This is a genomic window from Haloarcula halobia (assembly GCF_029338255.1).
Taxonomy (GTDB): Archaea; Halobacteriota; Halobacteria; order Halobacteriales; family Haloarculaceae; genus Haloarcula; species Haloarcula halobia.
Genome location: NZ_CP119787.1, coordinates 858,009 through 873,415, shown reverse-complemented (window position 1 = coordinate 873,415; position 15,407 = coordinate 858,009). Strand labels below are relative to the sequence as shown.

Sequence of the window (15,407 nt, the reverse complement as noted above, 5' to 3'; positions counted from 1 at the left end):
GCCGTGTGACTGGATGGGTACACCGGGAACTTCCCGGCGGCGCCTGCCGGGTCCAGTTGCGGTGCCGTGCTGGGTGCCGAGGGGCGAGCGCGTCCGTCACGGTGCGGGCGTCCACGGGGCTCGAACGGGGGAATCTCCTCCCGACCACCTGAGCGTTCGAGACGTCGCTGGACGACGACCCCGTGGTGAGGCCAGTCGATACTCATTCATGCGGCGCCCCCCACGGAACGAACGACGTGACAGCACACGTGGACAGCGGGACGCGACCGGCGAGTGAGAGCGACGACCGCGCAACCTCCGTGGTGTGGGGAGGGGCGGGCAGATGAAGGGGTTCGTCGTGGCCGGTACCCGGTCGGGCGTCGGGAAGACCGTGGCGACGCTCGCTATCCTTCGATCCCTCCAGAGCCGGGGCCACGACGTCCAGCCCGCGAAGGCCGGGCCGGACTTCATCGATCCGAGCCACCACGCGGCCGTCGCGGGGACGCCCTCGCGGACGCTCGACCTGTGGCTCGAAGGGAGCGCGGGCGTGCGCCGAAACTACTACCGGGGCGAGGGCGACGTCTGTGTCGTCGAGGGGGTGATGGGGCTGTACGACGGCGACTGTTCCAGCACCGCGATGGTCGTCGAGGCGCTCTCCCTCCCGGTGGTGCTGGTCGTCGACGCGACGGCCGGCATGGAGAGCGTCGCCGCGACGGCCCACGGGTTCCGCGAGTACGCGTCCCGGGCCGGCCGCGACGTCGACGTCGCCGGCGTCGTCGCCCAGCGCGCCCACGGCGGCCGCCACGCGGAGGGCATCCGCGACGCCCTGCCGGACGAGCTGGCGTACCTCGGTCGGATTCCGCCGGACGACGCGCTCGAGATTCCGGACCGCCACCTCGGCCTCCACATGGGCGAGGAGGCGGCCCTCGACGAGGCGGCCCTCGACGACGCCGCCGGCGCGATACGCGTCGACCGGCTCCTCGACCTCGCGCGTGCCCCGCCGCGTCCAGAGCCCCACGAGACAGGCGCCCCGACCGACGCCCGCATCGCCGTCGCCCGTGACGCGGCGTTCCGGTTCACCTACCCGGCGACGCTCGAATGCCTCCGCGACCGGGCGTCGGTCGCCACGTTCTCGCCGCTCGCCGGCGACGACCTACCGGCGTGCGACGGCGTCTACCTACCGGGCGGATACCCCGAACTACACGCAGCGGCGCTGGCAGAGAGTCCGACGATGGACGCCATCGCGGCCCGCGCCGTCGACGGTGCGGCCGTCCTGGGCGAGTGTGGCGGGCTGATGGCGCTCGCCGAGTCGCTGACGACGACGGACGGGGAGACCCACGAGATGGCCGGCGTGCTGCCCGCGACGGTCCGCATGCACGACCGCTATCAGGCGCTGGACCACGTCGAACTGCGGGCGACGCGAGGGACGCTGACCGCGGCGGCGGCCGACCGGCGTCGCGGCCACGAGTTCCACTACTCCAGCGCCGACGTCGCCGGCGACGCGCAGTTCGCGTTCGACGTCGTGCGAGGGACGGGGATTCTCGACGGACGGGACGGCCTCTGTGCGCACCGGACGCTGGGGACCTACTGCCACCTCCACCCCGAGAGCGGTGCGTTCGACGCGTTCGTCGAGCGGGCGGCCGAGCGCTGACCGGCCGCCGTGCGTGGCCGAGGTGAGCGCGGCGAGCCGTACGCCAGAGACGGTGCCCGGACCGGACAGTCGGGTTCCGGTTCGCTCACTGCCAGCCGCTGGGGGCGACGCCGAGGCGAATCACGATGGGGCGGTAGGCAAAGACGATGACGACGATGATGGCCAGTTCGGTCAGGAAGCCGATGTCGCCAACGAGTATGGTAACGAGTTCGAGGACGAGGAAGACCAGCGCCAGCATGGCGATGTAGTGGGGTGCGAGCTCGAGCAGTCGGTCGGTATCCATACCCGTACATGGGGCATGACGGTATTCAAACCCGCGCCTGTGAAGTCTCTGCGCCGCCACCCAAAACTGGACGGGGGCCAGCGCCCATCAGCGTCGCGGGCCGGCGTACGTGTAGTAGGTCACCTCACGGGCACACCAGGCACAGCCACAGCTGTAGGTGCCGCTACGCCCCGACAGGGCGTCGGGGTGGGTGATCTCGATATTGCGCTCGAACCGCTCCGCGAGGTCGTGGTAGCGGTCGCACTCCTGCCAGAACGACGTGGCAGCGGCCGACACGAGCGAATGGACGGCAGACGCGAACGTAAGTGTTGGGGAGCGGACCAGTCGGCGCCCCTAGTCGGGCGAGCGGTCGAACCGTCCGTCGAGCCGTTCGGCCGTCCCGTCGCCGGCCACCTTCGTGACCGACGCCGGGTCGCCCGGCGCTACCAGCGCGTAGTTCCCCGTCTCGCCCCGTGGATGCAGTTCCTTGTTGAACGCGTCGACGGTGGCGTGGACCACGTCGTCCGACCGGACGTACCCCCACCAGTGGAGGTGTCCGTTGACGACCGTCGCGACACCGGCGGCAGACAGGCGGTCGCACACGAGGTCCATGTTCGCACAGTACGCGCCGGCCGGGGCCGACTCGTGCCAGTAGTTGCCGTCGAGGGTCTGGCGGGCGAGCGGATGGTGGACGAACGCCACGGCGTCGGTCAGTTCGCCACGGAGGTCCCGGAGCCGCGCCAGCTGGGCCTCGGAGACCTCCCCCCGGCCGCCGTCGAGGTGGGGCGCCGTCGAATCGAGGAAGACGCAGTCGGCCGACGGGTCGATGTCCCACAGGTCGTGGCCGACGACGTCGCGATAGGCCGCCGGCGAGAGGCCGGCCAGGTCGTGGTTGCCGGGGACACACCGGAACGGGACGTCGGTACGCTCGAGGCAGTCGACGAACCGGCGGAGCAATCGCCGGTCGGTCCCGGGGGCCGTCTCCTGGACGACGTCGCCCAGCACGACCAGCAGCGACGGGTCGTGTGACTGGACGTCCCGGAGCGTCGCCTCGAGCGCGTCGAACAGTCGCGATTCCCGGCGCGGTTCCAGGTGGACGTCGCCGAGGACCGCGATGGGGCCGCTCACGGGTCGAACTCGTCGGCGGCGATGCCGTAGTAGACTGTGTCGATGCCCTCGCCCCTGTCGTCCTCGAGGCGAGCGAGGCATTCGAACCCGAGTTCCTCGAGCAGCGTCAGGTGCCCGTCGTTCGTGCTCCAGGTCCGGGTCGTGACGTAGGGCGCCCGCGCCGACGGCGGGAGGTCCGTCAGGAGCGTCTCGTACATCCGTCGTGCGTACCCCTCGCGGCGACGGGCCTCGTCGACGATGATCGTCGAAACGTAGTTCGAGGGGATGTAGTCCCCCAGCGCCTCGGTCGCGTAGTCCTGGCGAAAGGAGAGGAATCCGTAGACGTCGTCGTCCGCGTGGGCAAGCACGAACGACTGGTCCATGCACTGCTCGTGGTAGTCCTCGAGCGCGTCGTTTCGCTGTTCGTCGAGCCCAGCCGTCTGTGTCGTCCCCTCACGGGACGCAAGCGGCGGGACGAACTCGTCGTTTGCCTCGGCGAGGAGCCGCCGAATCTCGCTGCCGTAGGGCCGTGGGTCGCGAACGAATTCCACCGTGACCATCGTGTACACCCTCACGCTGGAGTCGCAATCACGTATATCCGACGGACCGTGACGTCGTCGGTGTCGAGTTCCCGGTTGGCGCGCTTCTTGAACTGCTCCCGGAAGACAGTCCGCTGGGAGTCGTTCTCGAGTCGGTCACAGTAGGCGTTGAGGCTCGCCTCGGCGAAGTCCTCGATGATGGTGTCCGGTGCGGTGGTCTCCTCGACTTTCGACTCGAGTGGGTCGAAGTCGTGGCGTTCGAGCAGCGTCCGCATCGCCTCCTCGGTGTAGTAGATGAGGTCCAGCGGCGGACTCAGGTTCTCGAAGTACGAGTCGTAGCCGAAGTCCTCGAGGACGTCGACGGTCACCTGGTGTAACTCCTTGTACGTGCCCTCGTGGCCCTGGTGGATGGCCAGCAGGCCGTCCTCGGTGATCAGCCGCCGGAGGTTCGCGTAAGCGTGGTGTTGCTCTTCGACCCAGTGCATCGCCGAGTTCGAGAAGATGAGTTCGTAGCGCCCGCGTTCGTCGTCCGGACAGTAGTTCTCTATCGCGGCGTGTTTGTACTCGATGTCGAATCTCTCGGGGGCGTGTTCGGTCCGGGCCTTCGCGACGGCAGAGCGGGAGGTGTCCAGGCCCACGATGGTGCTGTCGGGGTAGGACTTCGCGAGGCGCTGGGTCACCTTCCCGGTCCCACAGCCGACGTCGAGGACGTACTCGGGGTCGAACTCGCGGGTCAGCGTGACGCGGTCGATGTACCCCTCCAGTTCCAGGGACTGGCGTTCCTGGGTCGTCGAGTGTTCTTCGTAGCGGTCCGGGTTGCGAAAGAGGGCCCGCTCGTTGTTGATGTGCTCTAAGCAGCTGTTCGTGAAGTGGTTGAGCAAGGCCTGGTCGGTGTAGCGCTCGTCGCGCGTGTAGGCCTCGGTGAACGCGCTGAGCGCCGCCTCGTAGTTCTGGTCGACGAACTGCTCGACGCCCTCGTTGAACAGTCTGATGTACTCCTCGCTGAACTTGTGGGTATCACAGAGGTGATAGACGTCGATACCCTTCCGGATGCCACGAAGGTTCTGGTCCGGAATCTTGCGGGCGATGAAGCCCTTGGTGAGGCCGCGGACGGAACTGCTGCGGTAGGTCTCCGCGTCGAAGAGGATCGAGGCGTCGAACTTCTTACACAGCGCCTCGAGTCGGGCGGCGATGTTGACACACCGGCCGATGACCGTCGAGTCGACGTCGGCGAGGCTCGCCTGGTTGACCGTCCCGGTCGAGATACCGATGCCGATCTCGATGGTCCCGAAGCCCTGGGTCCGTTCGGTCTCGCCGGTCGTGTTCTGGTGGATCTCGGTCGCGGCCCGGAGCGCCTCGGTCCCGGGGTCGTCGCCCTCGAAGACGACCATCATCCCGTCGCCGACGATCTTGTCCACCGTCCCGCCGTGGTCGGTCACGATGTCGCGGACGGAACTGAAAAGGAAGTCGAGCATCTCCGTGATGTCCTTGGAATCGTAGTTGTCGAGCAACAGCGTGAAGTTCCGCACGTCCAGGAAGAGCACGGAGACGGTCGCTTCCGACTGGATGTCCAGTTCCTCGGGTGGCATCACCGTGGTGTAGCGGGCTTGGGAAGATAGGTGTTGTGTATGGCCCAGTTACGTACCGCTCGCGTTGCGGTTTGCTACTGCACGGGCGACGGCGTCCTCGGGAATTGCCCGTATCGTCGTCTCCTCCAGTCCGCTGGTCGTCTCTGCCCGCAGGAGCGAGTTGTATATCGCCTCCTCGGTGGCCTCGATCGCGCCCCTGAACAGCGGGGTGAGGTCGCTGTCGGCCACCGGATCGCCGCGCCCGTTCGCGAAGCCGACAGTGAAGTCGCCGCTACCGTGGTGCGCGATGCCGCCGACCCGGCCGAGCGCGAGGTCGGTCCGCGTTGCCACGCGGTGGAGCTTTCGGGCCGACAGCGCCGCGTCGGTCCCGACGAGCATCATGATCGAGCCGCCCGCCGAGACGGCGCCGGTCGAGTCGTCGACGAAGGCGTCGACGTGGAGGCCATCGATGCGGAGGTCGTCCGGTTTGCCCGTGTTCGTGAGGACGAGCGCCCCGACCGTGTGTCCGTCGACGCGACGCGAGGCCGTCCCGATGCCGGCCTTCCAGCCAAAGCCCGTGGTTCCGGTACCCGCACCGACGCAGCCTTCCTGCGTGTTCGCGGCGGTCGCCGCCTCGAGTGCACGCGAGAGGTGGTCGGCGGTGACGTGTTGCCCGCGGATGTCGTTCAACACGCCGTCGTTGCACTCGCCCACGACGGGGTTGACCGACGTGGCAGCCTCGTTGGTCTCGACGACGTGGCCCGCGAGCGCGTCGGCGACGGTCCAGACGTCGAGCGTGTTCGTCAGGCCGATCGGTGTCTCGATGTCGCCCAGCTCGTCGACCTGCGGGAAGCCGACGGACTTGCCGTACCCGTTGAGGACGTGGGTCGCCCCGGTGACGGGACGTTCGTAGACGTTCCGGTCACCGTCGGGGTCGACGACAGACACGCCGGTCCGGACACACTCCGCGTCCGTCGGCGCACCCTCGCGAACGGTCTCGTGACCGACGCACACTCCGGGGACGTCCGTGATGGAGTTGTCCGTCCCTGTGGGCAGTCGGCCGGGGCAGACACCGACCTCGCGGATTCTGGGTCGGGAGTTCGCTGTCATGTTCCCGGTTACAGCCGACCCACGGATTAGTGTTGTTATGCCCACTTTCTAATACAATGGCTCGTCTATGGGGAAACTATGTCCGAGGACACGAACGGGGAGATCGCAAAAGCGGAAGCGGACGAGACGTTCCGTTCTATCTCGAACCTCGACAGCATCAGCGACACGGCTATCGTCGGCATCACGTTCCTGCTTGCGGCCCTCGGGACCTGGATCACGTTCGCGTACAACCGGCTCGCCGGGTTGTGGGCACAGGGTCTGTTCGTCGTGCTGGGGGTCGTCTGCGTGCTGATGATCGTCCTGAGCATCACGTTCCTGACGGACGCGCTCGCGCCCCGGAAGTTCTACGGGGAGGGCGTCGGCCAGCGGTTCCTGGACCACCGGTGGCTGGTCTGGCGAAACGACGACCCGGTCGACCTGCAGCGGTACGCACGGAGCGGGGACATCGAGACGCCCGCGGACCTCGAGGACGCCGTCGAGTCGTGGATCGACGACTACGACCAGGACACGACCGTCGATTCGAAGACGACCTTCGAGTACGCCCGGCTCCTCAACTACAAGGTGGTCGCCCGACAGAAGGCCCGGAACACCGCCTACGGGATGGCCTTCCTCCGCATCGCCGTCGTGGCACTCGCCAGCCTCATCGTCCTCGGCCTCCTGGCGCCGTTCCTCACGAACCTGTAGGGGGAAGTCTCAACAGAGGTGCGAGACGGCCTCGAAGTTCCGTTCCAGCGCCGTCTCGACGGCCGCGTCGGGTTCGGACGGCACGGTCTCGTACCGGTGGACGGTCACGTCGAGGGCGTCGGTGTCGACCGGTACCGGGCGCGTGTAGTCGATCAGGAACAGCGTCGGGACGTGCATGTAGCTGCCACCGACGTGTGCGTCGCGGTCGGCGAAGTAGTCCATCGTCCACTCGACGAGCTTCGTCTGGAACTCGACCATCTGCTCTAGGGAGTCGACGGCGACGGTCAGCGGCGGGTCGTAGTCCAGGAACTCCCCGCGGAACTCCGAGAGTGCGACCTGGTCGGGCGTCTCGACGGGCCCCGTGGAGGGAAAGAGCGACTCGGCGAGCACCTGCGTCGGGTCGATGACCGAGAGGTGGTCCGGCAGCGCGCCCGCCGCCTTGAGGCGGGGGACGCTCTCGGCGTTCAGCGCAAGCGGCAGCTCGGTACAGCCCAGGACGACCGAGTCGATGGCCGGGTGCCTGTCACAGGCCGCCGAGACGACGTCACAGAGCATCGATTCGGCCTCGTCGGTCACCTCGCCCGTCTTGATGCCGAACTCGGGGTCGTAGATGACGTCCATGAGCCGCCGTCGGTCGGCCGGCGTCGGCTGGTACGTGTCGATGCCGGCCGCCTCGAGCTCGTCGTCGTAGAGCCGCTCCTCGAGCGTCCGTTTCGTCCCGAGGACCAGCACGCCGTCGTCGGCATCGGGAACGGCCGCCGTCTCCGCGATCATGTCGACGAACGTCGAGTCGAAGTCCCCGTAGATGTCCCGGTAGAGCGGGTGCCCGCCGTTGCAGGCCAGGCCGACTCTACCGGCGCCGAAGTTCTGGAGGAGTGCCGCGGTGAACTCGCCCGTGTGCCGCTTGCGACGTATCGGAGGGTCGCCGTCCTCCCACTCGCCGTCGGCCTCTTCCGGGGTGAACGCCTGCCGGGAGTTGCCATAGCAGACATACGAGTAGTCGTCCGCGTCCGGCAACGCGGCGACGTTCGCCGCCAGGTCGGCCATCGCTTCGTTCCCCATCCCACCGATGATGCCTATCGTCTCGGACATGGCGCCGTTGGTACAGCCCAGACGTCCGCTAAATAAATAAGTCGGGGCCCCGGCGAGTGTCGGGCCGGTGCGCTCCACCGTTCGTTTTTCGGCCCGCCTAAAATCCGAAGCGGTTATCAACGTTTAGGCCAGCCTAACGCGTATGATGCGAGAGCCGACGCGGCGGGGCGTCCGGGACATCGGGCCACGGACGGTCGAGCGCGGGCCACGAATCGTGAATCGCGGTCGCAGGGGAGCGATCCGCCCGTGACGGGCGGCCGCGAACGGGACGGCGACCCGGCCGAGGCCGTGTCGCGGCTCCGCGAGCGCATCGAGACGCTCGCCGACCCCGAAGGGAGGTACGTCGTCGCCTGCCGGGTGTCCGGGTTCCGCCCGGAGCCCGTCAGGGAGTGTCGGTTCGAGGCCTACGCAGACGCCGAGGCGGCGTGCGAACTCGCCGGCCGGTACCGCGCGGCGATGCGCCGGGTCGACCCGGAGCTTGCCAGGTACGACCTGACCGTCTCGGCGACCGACGACACGACGGTCGAACTCGTCAGCGTCCGCGAACGGACGGGCCGACGGCGCGAGAACGGCCTTCCGAGCACCAGCCAGACCGTGACGCTGGCGGGCAACGGAAGCGACGAGTGGCTCCGCGTCGAGAACGGCCCGGTCGTCCAGTTCGCCGGGCCCGAGGCGTTGCTCGACGACGAGTTCGTCACCCGCCAGCTCGACTCGAAACTGAGCGAGAACCGCTGAACGAGTGATCGGGAGTCAGTCGGTGCGGTTCCAGTAGACGAGCGTCCAGACGGACGCGGCCGCGACGACGACGTGCATCACGATGAGGACGACGACGCCGGCGACGGTGGCGGCCGGGTCGTTGAGCAGGAGGCCGACGTCGGGCAGGAACGAGAGGACGAGCACGACGGCCGCGACCCTGACGAAGTAGTGGTCCGGCCGGTCCAGGTAGCGCCGGAAGCCCTGGTAGACGACGACGGCGCCGACGGCCCCGACGGCCGAGAGGAAGGCGACCGGCGGCACGGTCAACGGACGAAAGCCCGGGGCCACGCCCAGACTGGTCGCCCCGGCGACGATACCCACGTTCACGAGGACGCCGAGTGCGAGCCCGACACCGGCACGGACCGGCATCGACGGTCCCGCGCTGTGCTGTCGACTGGTGGCTTCGGTTGCCATACGAGAGGTAGGCAGCCGGAATAGATTAAGCGTTGACATCACGGCGCCGGTCGACCGGGACGGGCTCTGCCTGGACGGCACTCACCGCGAGAAGACGACCCGCCGGTCGGCGTTCAACCGGAGGAACACCGGCGCGGCGACGAGCGCCAGTCCCAGTTCCAGCGCGCCGATGGCGGTGAAGGCGGCGGGGTAGCCGTAGGCGCCGGCGACGGTACCACCGAGCAGGATGCCGACGAGGAACCCGAAACTCCCGAAGACGTTGAAGCCGGCCATCGCCACCCCCCGGCCGGTGGGCGCCGCCAGGTCGGAGACGAGCGCCATCGTCGCCGGCGCCATCAGGGCGCCCAGGACGCCGACGGCGACCATCGCGACGGCCGCCAGTTCCACGCTCGGTGCCCGGCCGACGGCGACCACGCCGAGGCCGTAGAGCGCAGAGCCGGCGACCACGGGGAGCGTCCGACCGATGCGGTCCGACAGCACTCCGAACGGGTACTGCAACAGCCCGAACGGGGCGAAAAACAGCGCGAGCATCAGGCCGGTGGCGCCGGGGCTCAACTCGAAGGCGGTCCGGAAGTACAGCGTCCCGACGAGCGCGAAGAACCCGGCGGTCAGCCGGTCGATGAACCCGAAGGCATAGGGCAGCGTCAGCGCCGGCCGCTCGCGCACCCCGCCGGTGAGGATGCGGAGCACGGAGTCGCGGTTCTCCGCCGGGGCGCGGTCCGGGATGGCCCGGGTCGCGAGCGCGACGAGGCACATGAGGGCACAGGCCACGTAGAGTGGCACGAGCGGCCCCTGGGTGAACAGCTGGCCGCCAACGGGCGCTCCGAGCGCGGTGCCGGCACCGATGGCGATACCGGCCGCGCCCATGTTCCGCCCGTGGCCGCCCTCTAAGTCCATCAGCATGGTCATCGCCAGCGAGAACGCGCCGATGGTCGTCGCGCCCTGGACGGCCCGCAGGAGCAGGATGGCCTCGAACGGGAGCGAGAACTGCGTCGGCAGCGTCGCCAGCGCGGCGTACCCGACGGCGCCGCCCACCGCCGCCACAGCCACGAACGGGACGCGCTTCCCGGCCGCGTCGCTGGCCGCCCCCCAGACGCCGGCGAAGGCGATGAAGGCCCCGAACTCGGCCGCGAGGAACCACATGCTCGCGTCGAGGCGCGTCTGTGCCCCCAGCGCCGTGACCAGGACGTCGACGCCGGGGTAGAGGAGCACCTGCGCGAAGAGGATGGTGAAGACGATGCCGGCCAGGGACAGGCGGGTGCGTGTGGTGGACATCTCGCCGCTATCACCCGGATTTGTGGCTCCCAGGGGGTAATACTGTTGTGGACCCGGTACCGGCGGTTGCGTCGAGGTTCCAGTCACTGCCTCACGTGGTGGGCCAGGACAGACCGCTACCCGGGGAACTGCCGAGGGAGTCGTGCAGCATCCCGGAGAGATGTCACGAACCACTCCTCGAGCGGCGTGTTCCGATCGCAGCTCCCGATATGACATACGATATCGGTATCTCTGGGTATATTTTCCCACCACTACTGCAAGTGTCTCATTTTTGAGACCATATACCACGTATAGGCATATATATGGCCCCAATACAACTCGATAGGGGTGTATTTGGAGTTTTTAGATGTCTATTCGAGTATTTAACCACCAATTGTGGTGAGAGTATATACGTAACAGGACGTACCGAGACGGTATCCTTGTTCCGGGGAATCCAGGTCGACGAGCGGCTGTTCGCCGTGCCGCTAGGCGATGTGGACTCGCCGGTCGGCAGGATTCGACACCGCCGACGACCACGGCACTACAGAGGCGTCCGTCCGTGAGACCCGGTTCGTGGTGGGTCGAAGACGGATTGCTCGCGTCCACGGCGAAAGCAATATTAGTCGAAACGGCCGTTCAGAATCTATGAGCGAGCAGACGCTGTACGAGCGGTTGGGGGAACGCGAGGGCATCCGTGCGGTCGTCGACGACTTCTACGACAGACTGGTCGAAGACGACGACCTCGGACAGTTCTTCGAGAGCGCGGACATGGAGCTGTTGCGGCGGACCCAGACCGACTTCCTCTGTGAGGCCGCCGGCGGGCCGGAGACCTACGACGCGGCGCCGGTCCGGGAGGCCCACCTCCACGTCCCGTTCACACCCGCACACATCCAGCGTGCCGTCAAGTTACTCCAGGAGAGTCTCGACGCGTTCGACGTCCCGGACGACGACGCGGCCGCCGTCGTGGAAGCGGTCGCGGCCTACGAGGAGGACCTGCTGGCGGAACCGGACGACGACTGACGGGGCTTCGCTTTCGACCCGGCGAGAACGTGTCCGGGCGTGGCCGACCGCGGACCCGAGTCCACCGGTCAGACGGCCAGATACTCGGCGTTTGCGGCCTCGTCGGTGAGCGCCGTCGGCCCGACCTCTCGACGGTCGCGCCGCGCTCTGTCACGTAGCAGCGTCGGCCATCTCGCGGACGACACCGAGGTTCTGCCCGGCGAACGGGATGATCGTGCCGGGTCCGGGTTGACGTCCTGCATGTCCGCGCTGCTCTGAGCGACGAGAGAGGGCTGGATGCCCTCGCTGGGCTCGTCGAGCAGGCGGCGGTCGGGGTTCGAGACGGTCGGTGTGTTTTGTCAGTTTTGGCCGGCGGCGAGGGCGGTGGCGGGGAACGTTGCTCGTTTCGGCCGTCGTCGGCGCTCGGGCTGTGACCGACGACTACGGATGCGAGAACGAGCGGGTGGCGGCCGCGCTAGACCAGCACGGGCACCGCGTCGGCGAGCAGCGTCGACGCGAGCAGCGCTATCGCGACACCGGCGACGGCCTGCGCGGCCCCGTGGAACGTCGCGCTGCGCGCCTCGGTGACGCCAAAGAGCGCGCCCGCGCCCGCGCCGAGGAGGCTCATCGTCACGGTGATGGTGATGCCGTAGGTCACGACGGCGAGGGTGACGACGGTGGCGCCGTAGTCGGGCAGGAGCGTCGAGGAGAAGACGAGCATCGAGACCGGCGGGGAGAGCGTGAAGAGCGCGCCGACGAGCCCGGTCTTGAGGTACGAGACGGTGTCGTGGCCGTGGTCGTGGCCCTCGAAGCCCGGCAACGGGAGGTGGAGGTGCGGGTGGCTGTGGGTCATGGAGTCGTGGTCGTGTTCGGTCGTGCGGACCGTCCGTCGCAGCCCCGTGACGGCCATGACGGCCCCGAGCAGGCCGAGCAGGACGCCGGCACCGGCCGTGCCGACCGCCTCGAAGACCGGCGGGAACGACGTCCGGCCCAGCGCCAGGTAGCCCACGCCGAGCCAGGCGACGACGAGCGCGACGTGCCCGAGGCTGAAACAGGCCCCGGCCAGCGCCGACAGACGGGAGTCCGCGTACTCGCTGGTCAGCGACGAGATGCCGGCGACGTGGTCCGGTTCGAGGGCGTGTGTGATCCCGAGGACGCCGGCGGTCAGCAACGCGGTCAGTTCCGTGGCAGTCATTACACCGCACCCTCTCGCCGACGCTCAATGACGGTTGCGGTCACTACGTCCGGTAGCGACGTGTTCGGTTGCATGCTCACCGAGTAAACGAACGTCCCACAAACCAGCCCACAACTACATAAATATTGTTCCGCTGCGCCCCTTTATGACGGGACTCGCCAAATACCACCCTACGATGACCGAATCCACAGGGAGCGCCGCGCGGGCGACGCGCCCCGGAGGTGTCGGGGCGAGATGACAGACGACCTCGTCCCCGGCGAGATCGTCGCCGGCGAGGGTACCGTGACGCTGAACGAGGGGCGCGAGACGGCCGAGGTGACCGTCGGGAACACCGGCGACCGGCCGGTACGGGTCGGCTCGCACTTCCACTTCTTCGAGGCCAACGCCGCGCTCGCCTTCGACCGCGCGGCCGCCTACGGGATGCGACTGAACATCCCCGCGGGCACCGCCATCCGGTTCGAACCCGGCGACGAGCAGACGGCGACGTCCTCGCGACGGAAGACGGCGACCTGGTGATCGTCGCGCTGACCGACGTCGAGGCGCTGGTCCTCGAGCTCGCTGGGGCGGACGTGTCCGCCACGGCTGCGCTGGAACTCGGTCACGCGCTCGGGAACCGGCACTGGGGCCTCGCCGTCCGGGACGCCGGGGCGCTGTTCCCAGTCACGGACAGCGGCGAGCGCATGGAGACGCTGGGTCGGGACCTGCTGCCCGAGGGCGTCTCCGTTCGCTACGAGTCCGCCCCGCCGACGACGTTCGACGACGCGACGCCGGACCACGACCACGGCGGCGGGACGGATGGTCACGACCACGGCGATGGCACGGACGGCCACCACCGCGGGCACTCACACCCGCACGGCGACCACGACGTCCGGACCATCGACGGGGGCGACCGATGAGCGACGACGGGACCCTCGGGGCGTTCCGCCTGGCGGACTCGTTTCTCCCGATCGGGACCGACTCGGTCTCCTGCGGTCTCGAGCAGTTCGTCGCCGACGGCCGGGTCGCCGCCGCCGTCGACGACAGCGCCGACCGCTCGGTGGCGGAGATGGCGCCGTTCGCCCCGCTAGTCGACGTGCTCGCCGCCGAACACGAACGGGCCGACCGCCGGCTGTTCGCCAGCTGAGCGACCGATAGCCGATCGATCGGCGAGCGACCGCGCCGTCGGTCGCAGGTGCCCACACCTATAGGGCCGTGCCGTGAGAACGACCGGTATGGCTGGCACCGAACGCACGGCGATTCTCGGCGGCACGTTCACGCCCGTCCACAACGGGCACCGCGCCCTGTTGCACAAGGCGTTCCAGACGGCGAGTCACGACGGGACGGGCGACGGCCACGTCGTCGTCGCCCTCACCAGCACCGAACTGGCGGCGGAGACCCGCAGCGACCCCTCCCACGTCGAACTGCTCGGGTCGTTCGCGGACCGGAAGGCGGCGCTGGACGACGAACTGGACCGCCTGGCGGCCGCCTACACCGCGTCGTACGACATTCACCGGCTCGAGGACGCGCTGGGCCCCGCCGCGACCCGGGAGGACGTGGACGCGCTCGTCGCCTCGCCCGAGGCGAAAGCCCAGCAACGCGCCTACGAACTCAACCAGCAGCGCCGCGAGAACGGTCTCCGACCGCTCGAGGTCCACACGCCGCCCTTCGTCACCGCCGAGGACGGCACGCGCATCAGTAGCACCCGGATTCGGAACGGCGAGATAGACACGCACGGGCGACTCCTCGACGACGGGGAGTGACAGGGAACGGTCGTTCAGCGGCCACGGTTCGGCCGACCCGACGGTCGTCGTTCCGAGACCCCGGGCCGCCGGTGTCGTCTCTCGTATCTGTGTGGTTCGGGAAACCAACCGATAATCTAATGGATATTATCAGCCGATATATTGATAAATAGACGTAGCTTACTGGAGACTATCCTAACATACGTGGATGCGGTCCTGACATAACGACTCCGTTCGGACTGTCAAGGGGGTGGATATCGGGACGCACCGGTGTCCGAACGAACCGAGTCTGCTCCGGACGGCGGTGAGTGTGGCACTCTCGCTGTCGAGCGGTCGACGACCGGGGTGACAGCGAACGTTCGGGGCGGGTCTGCGGAAGACGGAACAGACTATCATGAACGACGAACCAACGACAGGAGGACGAGGGGTAACCGAACAGGCCAGCAATCTGTTGGAGAGTACCGCCGAATCGGCAGCCGGCGTCTCCGAGCGACGCGAGGGCGACGAACAGCCCGACGAACAGCTGACAGAAGCGCTCGACATCGAACGGGTCGACTCCGAGGACGAGCAGTCCGAAACGGAGATGGTCCTGTGGGAGGACCCGACAGTGACCGACATCCTCACCGACGTTCGCAACTACTACGTCGAGAACACGGACGAGGAGTTCGCCGACGCGCCGTCGAACGAGTTCATCGCGACGCGCTTTTTCGACTTCTCGTTTCTCGACGCGTACGAACTGGTCGAGTACCGGTGGGTGCGAAAGCCCTACGCGTTCGTCGCCATCGTCTACGACGACCACACACGGGAGCACAGATACCTCGTCACGGAGGTGACGATGAACAACTTCGAGCGGTACGTCCGGACCGACCTCGTCGAGCTGCTGCGCAACCAGCTCATGTACAAGGATTTCGACGACGAACTCGAGCGCCGGACACTGTTCGAACAGGAAGCGAAGGAGATGATCCTGAAGAACGCCGCGACGGTCGAGGCCGGGACGCTCCACAAGCTCCTGTACTACCTCGTCCGTGACTTCATCGACTACGGAGCCATCGATCCCATCATGCGTGACCCCGCGGTCG

Annotated in this window: 17 protein-coding genes and 3 pseudogenes; 9 read left to right on the top strand and 11 right to left on the bottom strand. The window is 67.9% G+C overall.

Annotated elements, in window-relative coordinates; all coding sequences use genetic code 11:
* Positions 1 to 322 precede the first annotated feature (322 nt).
* Positions 323 to 1,630, top strand: coding sequence for a cobyrinic acid a,c-diamide synthase (locus P1K88_RS04635; protein WP_276412924.1), 1,308 nt, complete (start codon positions 323 to 325; stop codon positions 1,628 to 1,630).
* An 85-nt stretch (positions 1,631 to 1,715) separates the two neighbouring features.
* On the opposite strand, the gene P1K88_RS04630 is transcribed toward P1K88_RS04635, so the two are convergent.
* The 6 genes from P1K88_RS04630 to P1K88_RS04605 all read right to left on the bottom strand — a co-directional run bounded on the left by P1K88_RS04630 (position 1,716) and on the right by P1K88_RS04605 (position 6,216).
* Positions 1,716 to 1,913 (bottom strand): hypothetical protein, encoded by a 198-nt coding sequence (locus tag P1K88_RS04630; RefSeq protein WP_276412922.1) that lies wholly within the window; start codon positions 1,911 to 1,913, stop codon positions 1,716 to 1,718.
* Between the two features lie 87 nt (positions 1,914 to 2,000).
* Positions 2,001 to 2,189 (bottom strand): hypothetical protein, encoded by a 189-nt coding sequence (locus P1K88_RS04625; protein ID WP_276412921.1) that lies wholly within the window; start codon positions 2,187 to 2,189, stop codon positions 2,001 to 2,003.
* A gap of 57 nt (positions 2,190 to 2,246) precedes the next feature.
* Positions 2,247 to 3,020, bottom strand: a complete 774-nt coding sequence (locus P1K88_RS04620) for a metallophosphoesterase family protein (protein WP_276412920.1) — start codon at positions 3,018 to 3,020, stop codon at positions 2,247 to 2,249.
* Positions 3,017 to 3,559: a GNAT family N-acetyltransferase gene (locus tag P1K88_RS04615; RefSeq protein ID WP_276412918.1), complete on the bottom strand. Its 543-nt coding sequence runs from the start codon at positions 3,557 to 3,559 to the stop codon at positions 3,017 to 3,019. Before P1K88_RS04615 ends, P1K88_RS04620 begins: the two co-directional genes overlap by 4 nt.
* An 11-nt stretch (positions 3,560 to 3,570) precedes the next feature.
* Positions 3,571 to 5,127, bottom strand: a complete 1,557-nt coding sequence (locus P1K88_RS04610) for a methyltransferase domain-containing protein (RefSeq protein WP_276412917.1) — start codon at positions 5,125 to 5,127, stop codon at positions 3,571 to 3,573.
* A gap of 48 nt (positions 5,128 to 5,175) precedes the next feature.
* On the bottom strand, positions 5,176 to 6,216 hold the full coding sequence (locus P1K88_RS04605; RefSeq protein WP_276412915.1) for a P1 family peptidase: 1,041 nt from the start codon (positions 6,214 to 6,216) through the stop codon (positions 5,176 to 5,178).
* A 78-nt stretch (positions 6,217 to 6,294) separates the two neighbouring features.
* Here P1K88_RS04605 and P1K88_RS04600 point away from each other — a divergent pair, with 78 nt between their 5' ends.
* Positions 6,295 to 6,900 carry a hypothetical protein gene (locus tag P1K88_RS04600; RefSeq protein WP_276412914.1) on the top strand — a complete coding sequence of 202 codons (606 nt, stop codon included), beginning with the start codon at positions 6,295 to 6,297 and terminating at the stop codon, positions 6,898 to 6,900.
* A gap of 9 nt (positions 6,901 to 6,909) precedes the next feature.
* On the opposite strand, the gene P1K88_RS04595 is transcribed toward P1K88_RS04600, so the two are convergent.
* Positions 6,910 to 7,992 (bottom strand): aspartate/glutamate racemase family protein, encoded by a 1,083-nt coding sequence (locus P1K88_RS04595; protein ID WP_276412913.1) that lies wholly within the window; start codon positions 7,990 to 7,992, stop codon positions 6,910 to 6,912.
* Positions 7,993 to 8,238: 246 nt separating this feature from the next.
* Between P1K88_RS04595 and P1K88_RS04590 the strand changes: the two genes are divergently transcribed.
* Positions 8,239 to 8,727: a DUF7552 domain-containing protein gene (locus P1K88_RS04590; RefSeq protein WP_276412912.1), complete on the top strand. Its 489-nt coding sequence runs from the start codon at positions 8,239 to 8,241 to the stop codon at positions 8,725 to 8,727.
* A 15-nt stretch (positions 8,728 to 8,742) separates the two neighbouring features.
* On the opposite strand, the gene P1K88_RS04585 is transcribed toward P1K88_RS04590, so the two are convergent.
* Complete coding sequence (locus P1K88_RS04585; RefSeq protein ID WP_276412911.1) at positions 8,743 to 9,162, bottom strand: DUF6069 family protein; 420 nt, start codon at positions 9,160 to 9,162, stop codon at positions 8,743 to 8,745.
* An 81-nt stretch (positions 9,163 to 9,243) separates the two neighbouring features.
* The gene (locus tag P1K88_RS04580; RefSeq protein WP_276412910.1) at positions 9,244 to 10,437 is read right to left on the bottom strand and encodes an MFS transporter; all 1,194 of its coding nucleotides are present in this window, start codon (positions 10,435 to 10,437) and stop codon (positions 9,244 to 9,246) included.
* 624 nt (positions 10,438 to 11,061) lie between these two features.
* On the opposite strand from P1K88_RS04580, the gene P1K88_RS04575 reads away from it, so the two are divergent.
* Entirely contained in the window at positions 11,062 to 11,436 is a 375-nt protein-coding gene (locus tag P1K88_RS04575; protein ID WP_276412908.1) for a truncated hemoglobin, read from the top strand.
* Positions 11,437 to 11,504: 68 nt separating this feature from the next.
* Here the strand turns inward: P1K88_RS04575 and P1K88_RS04570 are convergent, their stop codons facing one another.
* Both P1K88_RS04570 and P1K88_RS04565 read right to left on the bottom strand, forming a co-directional pair.
* A complete protein-coding gene (locus P1K88_RS04570; protein WP_276412906.1) occupies positions 11,505 to 11,678 on the bottom strand; it encodes a hypothetical protein in 174 nt (57 codons plus the stop codon).
* Between the two features lie 212 nt (positions 11,679 to 11,890).
* Complete coding sequence (locus tag P1K88_RS04565; protein ID WP_276412904.1) at positions 11,891 to 12,610, bottom strand: HoxN/HupN/NixA family nickel/cobalt transporter; 720 nt, start codon at positions 12,608 to 12,610, stop codon at positions 11,891 to 11,893.
* 234 nt (positions 12,611 to 12,844) lie between these two features.
* Here P1K88_RS04565 and P1K88_RS04560 point away from each other — a divergent pair.
* From P1K88_RS04560 to P1K88_RS18580, 5 genes and pseudogenes are all read left to right on the top strand, one after another.
* Positions 12,845 to 13,090: pseudogene (locus P1K88_RS04560) on the top strand (urease subunit beta); the annotation flags it as partial.
* A gap of 32 nt (positions 13,091 to 13,122) precedes the next feature.
* Complete coding sequence (locus tag P1K88_RS04555) at positions 13,123 to 13,506, top strand: urease accessory protein UreE (RefSeq protein ID WP_336407612.1); 384 nt, start codon at positions 13,123 to 13,125, stop codon at positions 13,504 to 13,506.
* Between the two features lie 104 nt (positions 13,507 to 13,610).
* Positions 13,611 to 13,733 (top strand): annotated as a pseudogene (locus tag P1K88_RS18400) (urease accessory protein UreF); the annotation flags it as partial.
* An 88-nt stretch (positions 13,734 to 13,821) separates the two neighbouring features.
* Positions 13,822 to 14,349, top strand: a complete 528-nt coding sequence (locus P1K88_RS04545; protein ID WP_276412901.1) for a phosphopantetheine adenylyltransferase — start codon at positions 13,822 to 13,824, stop codon at positions 14,347 to 14,349.
* Positions 14,350 to 14,722: 373 nt separating this feature from the next.
* A pseudogene (locus tag P1K88_RS18580) lies at positions 14,723 to 15,097 on the top strand (hypothetical protein); the annotation flags it as partial.
* Positions 15,098 to 15,407: the final 310 nt, after the last annotated feature.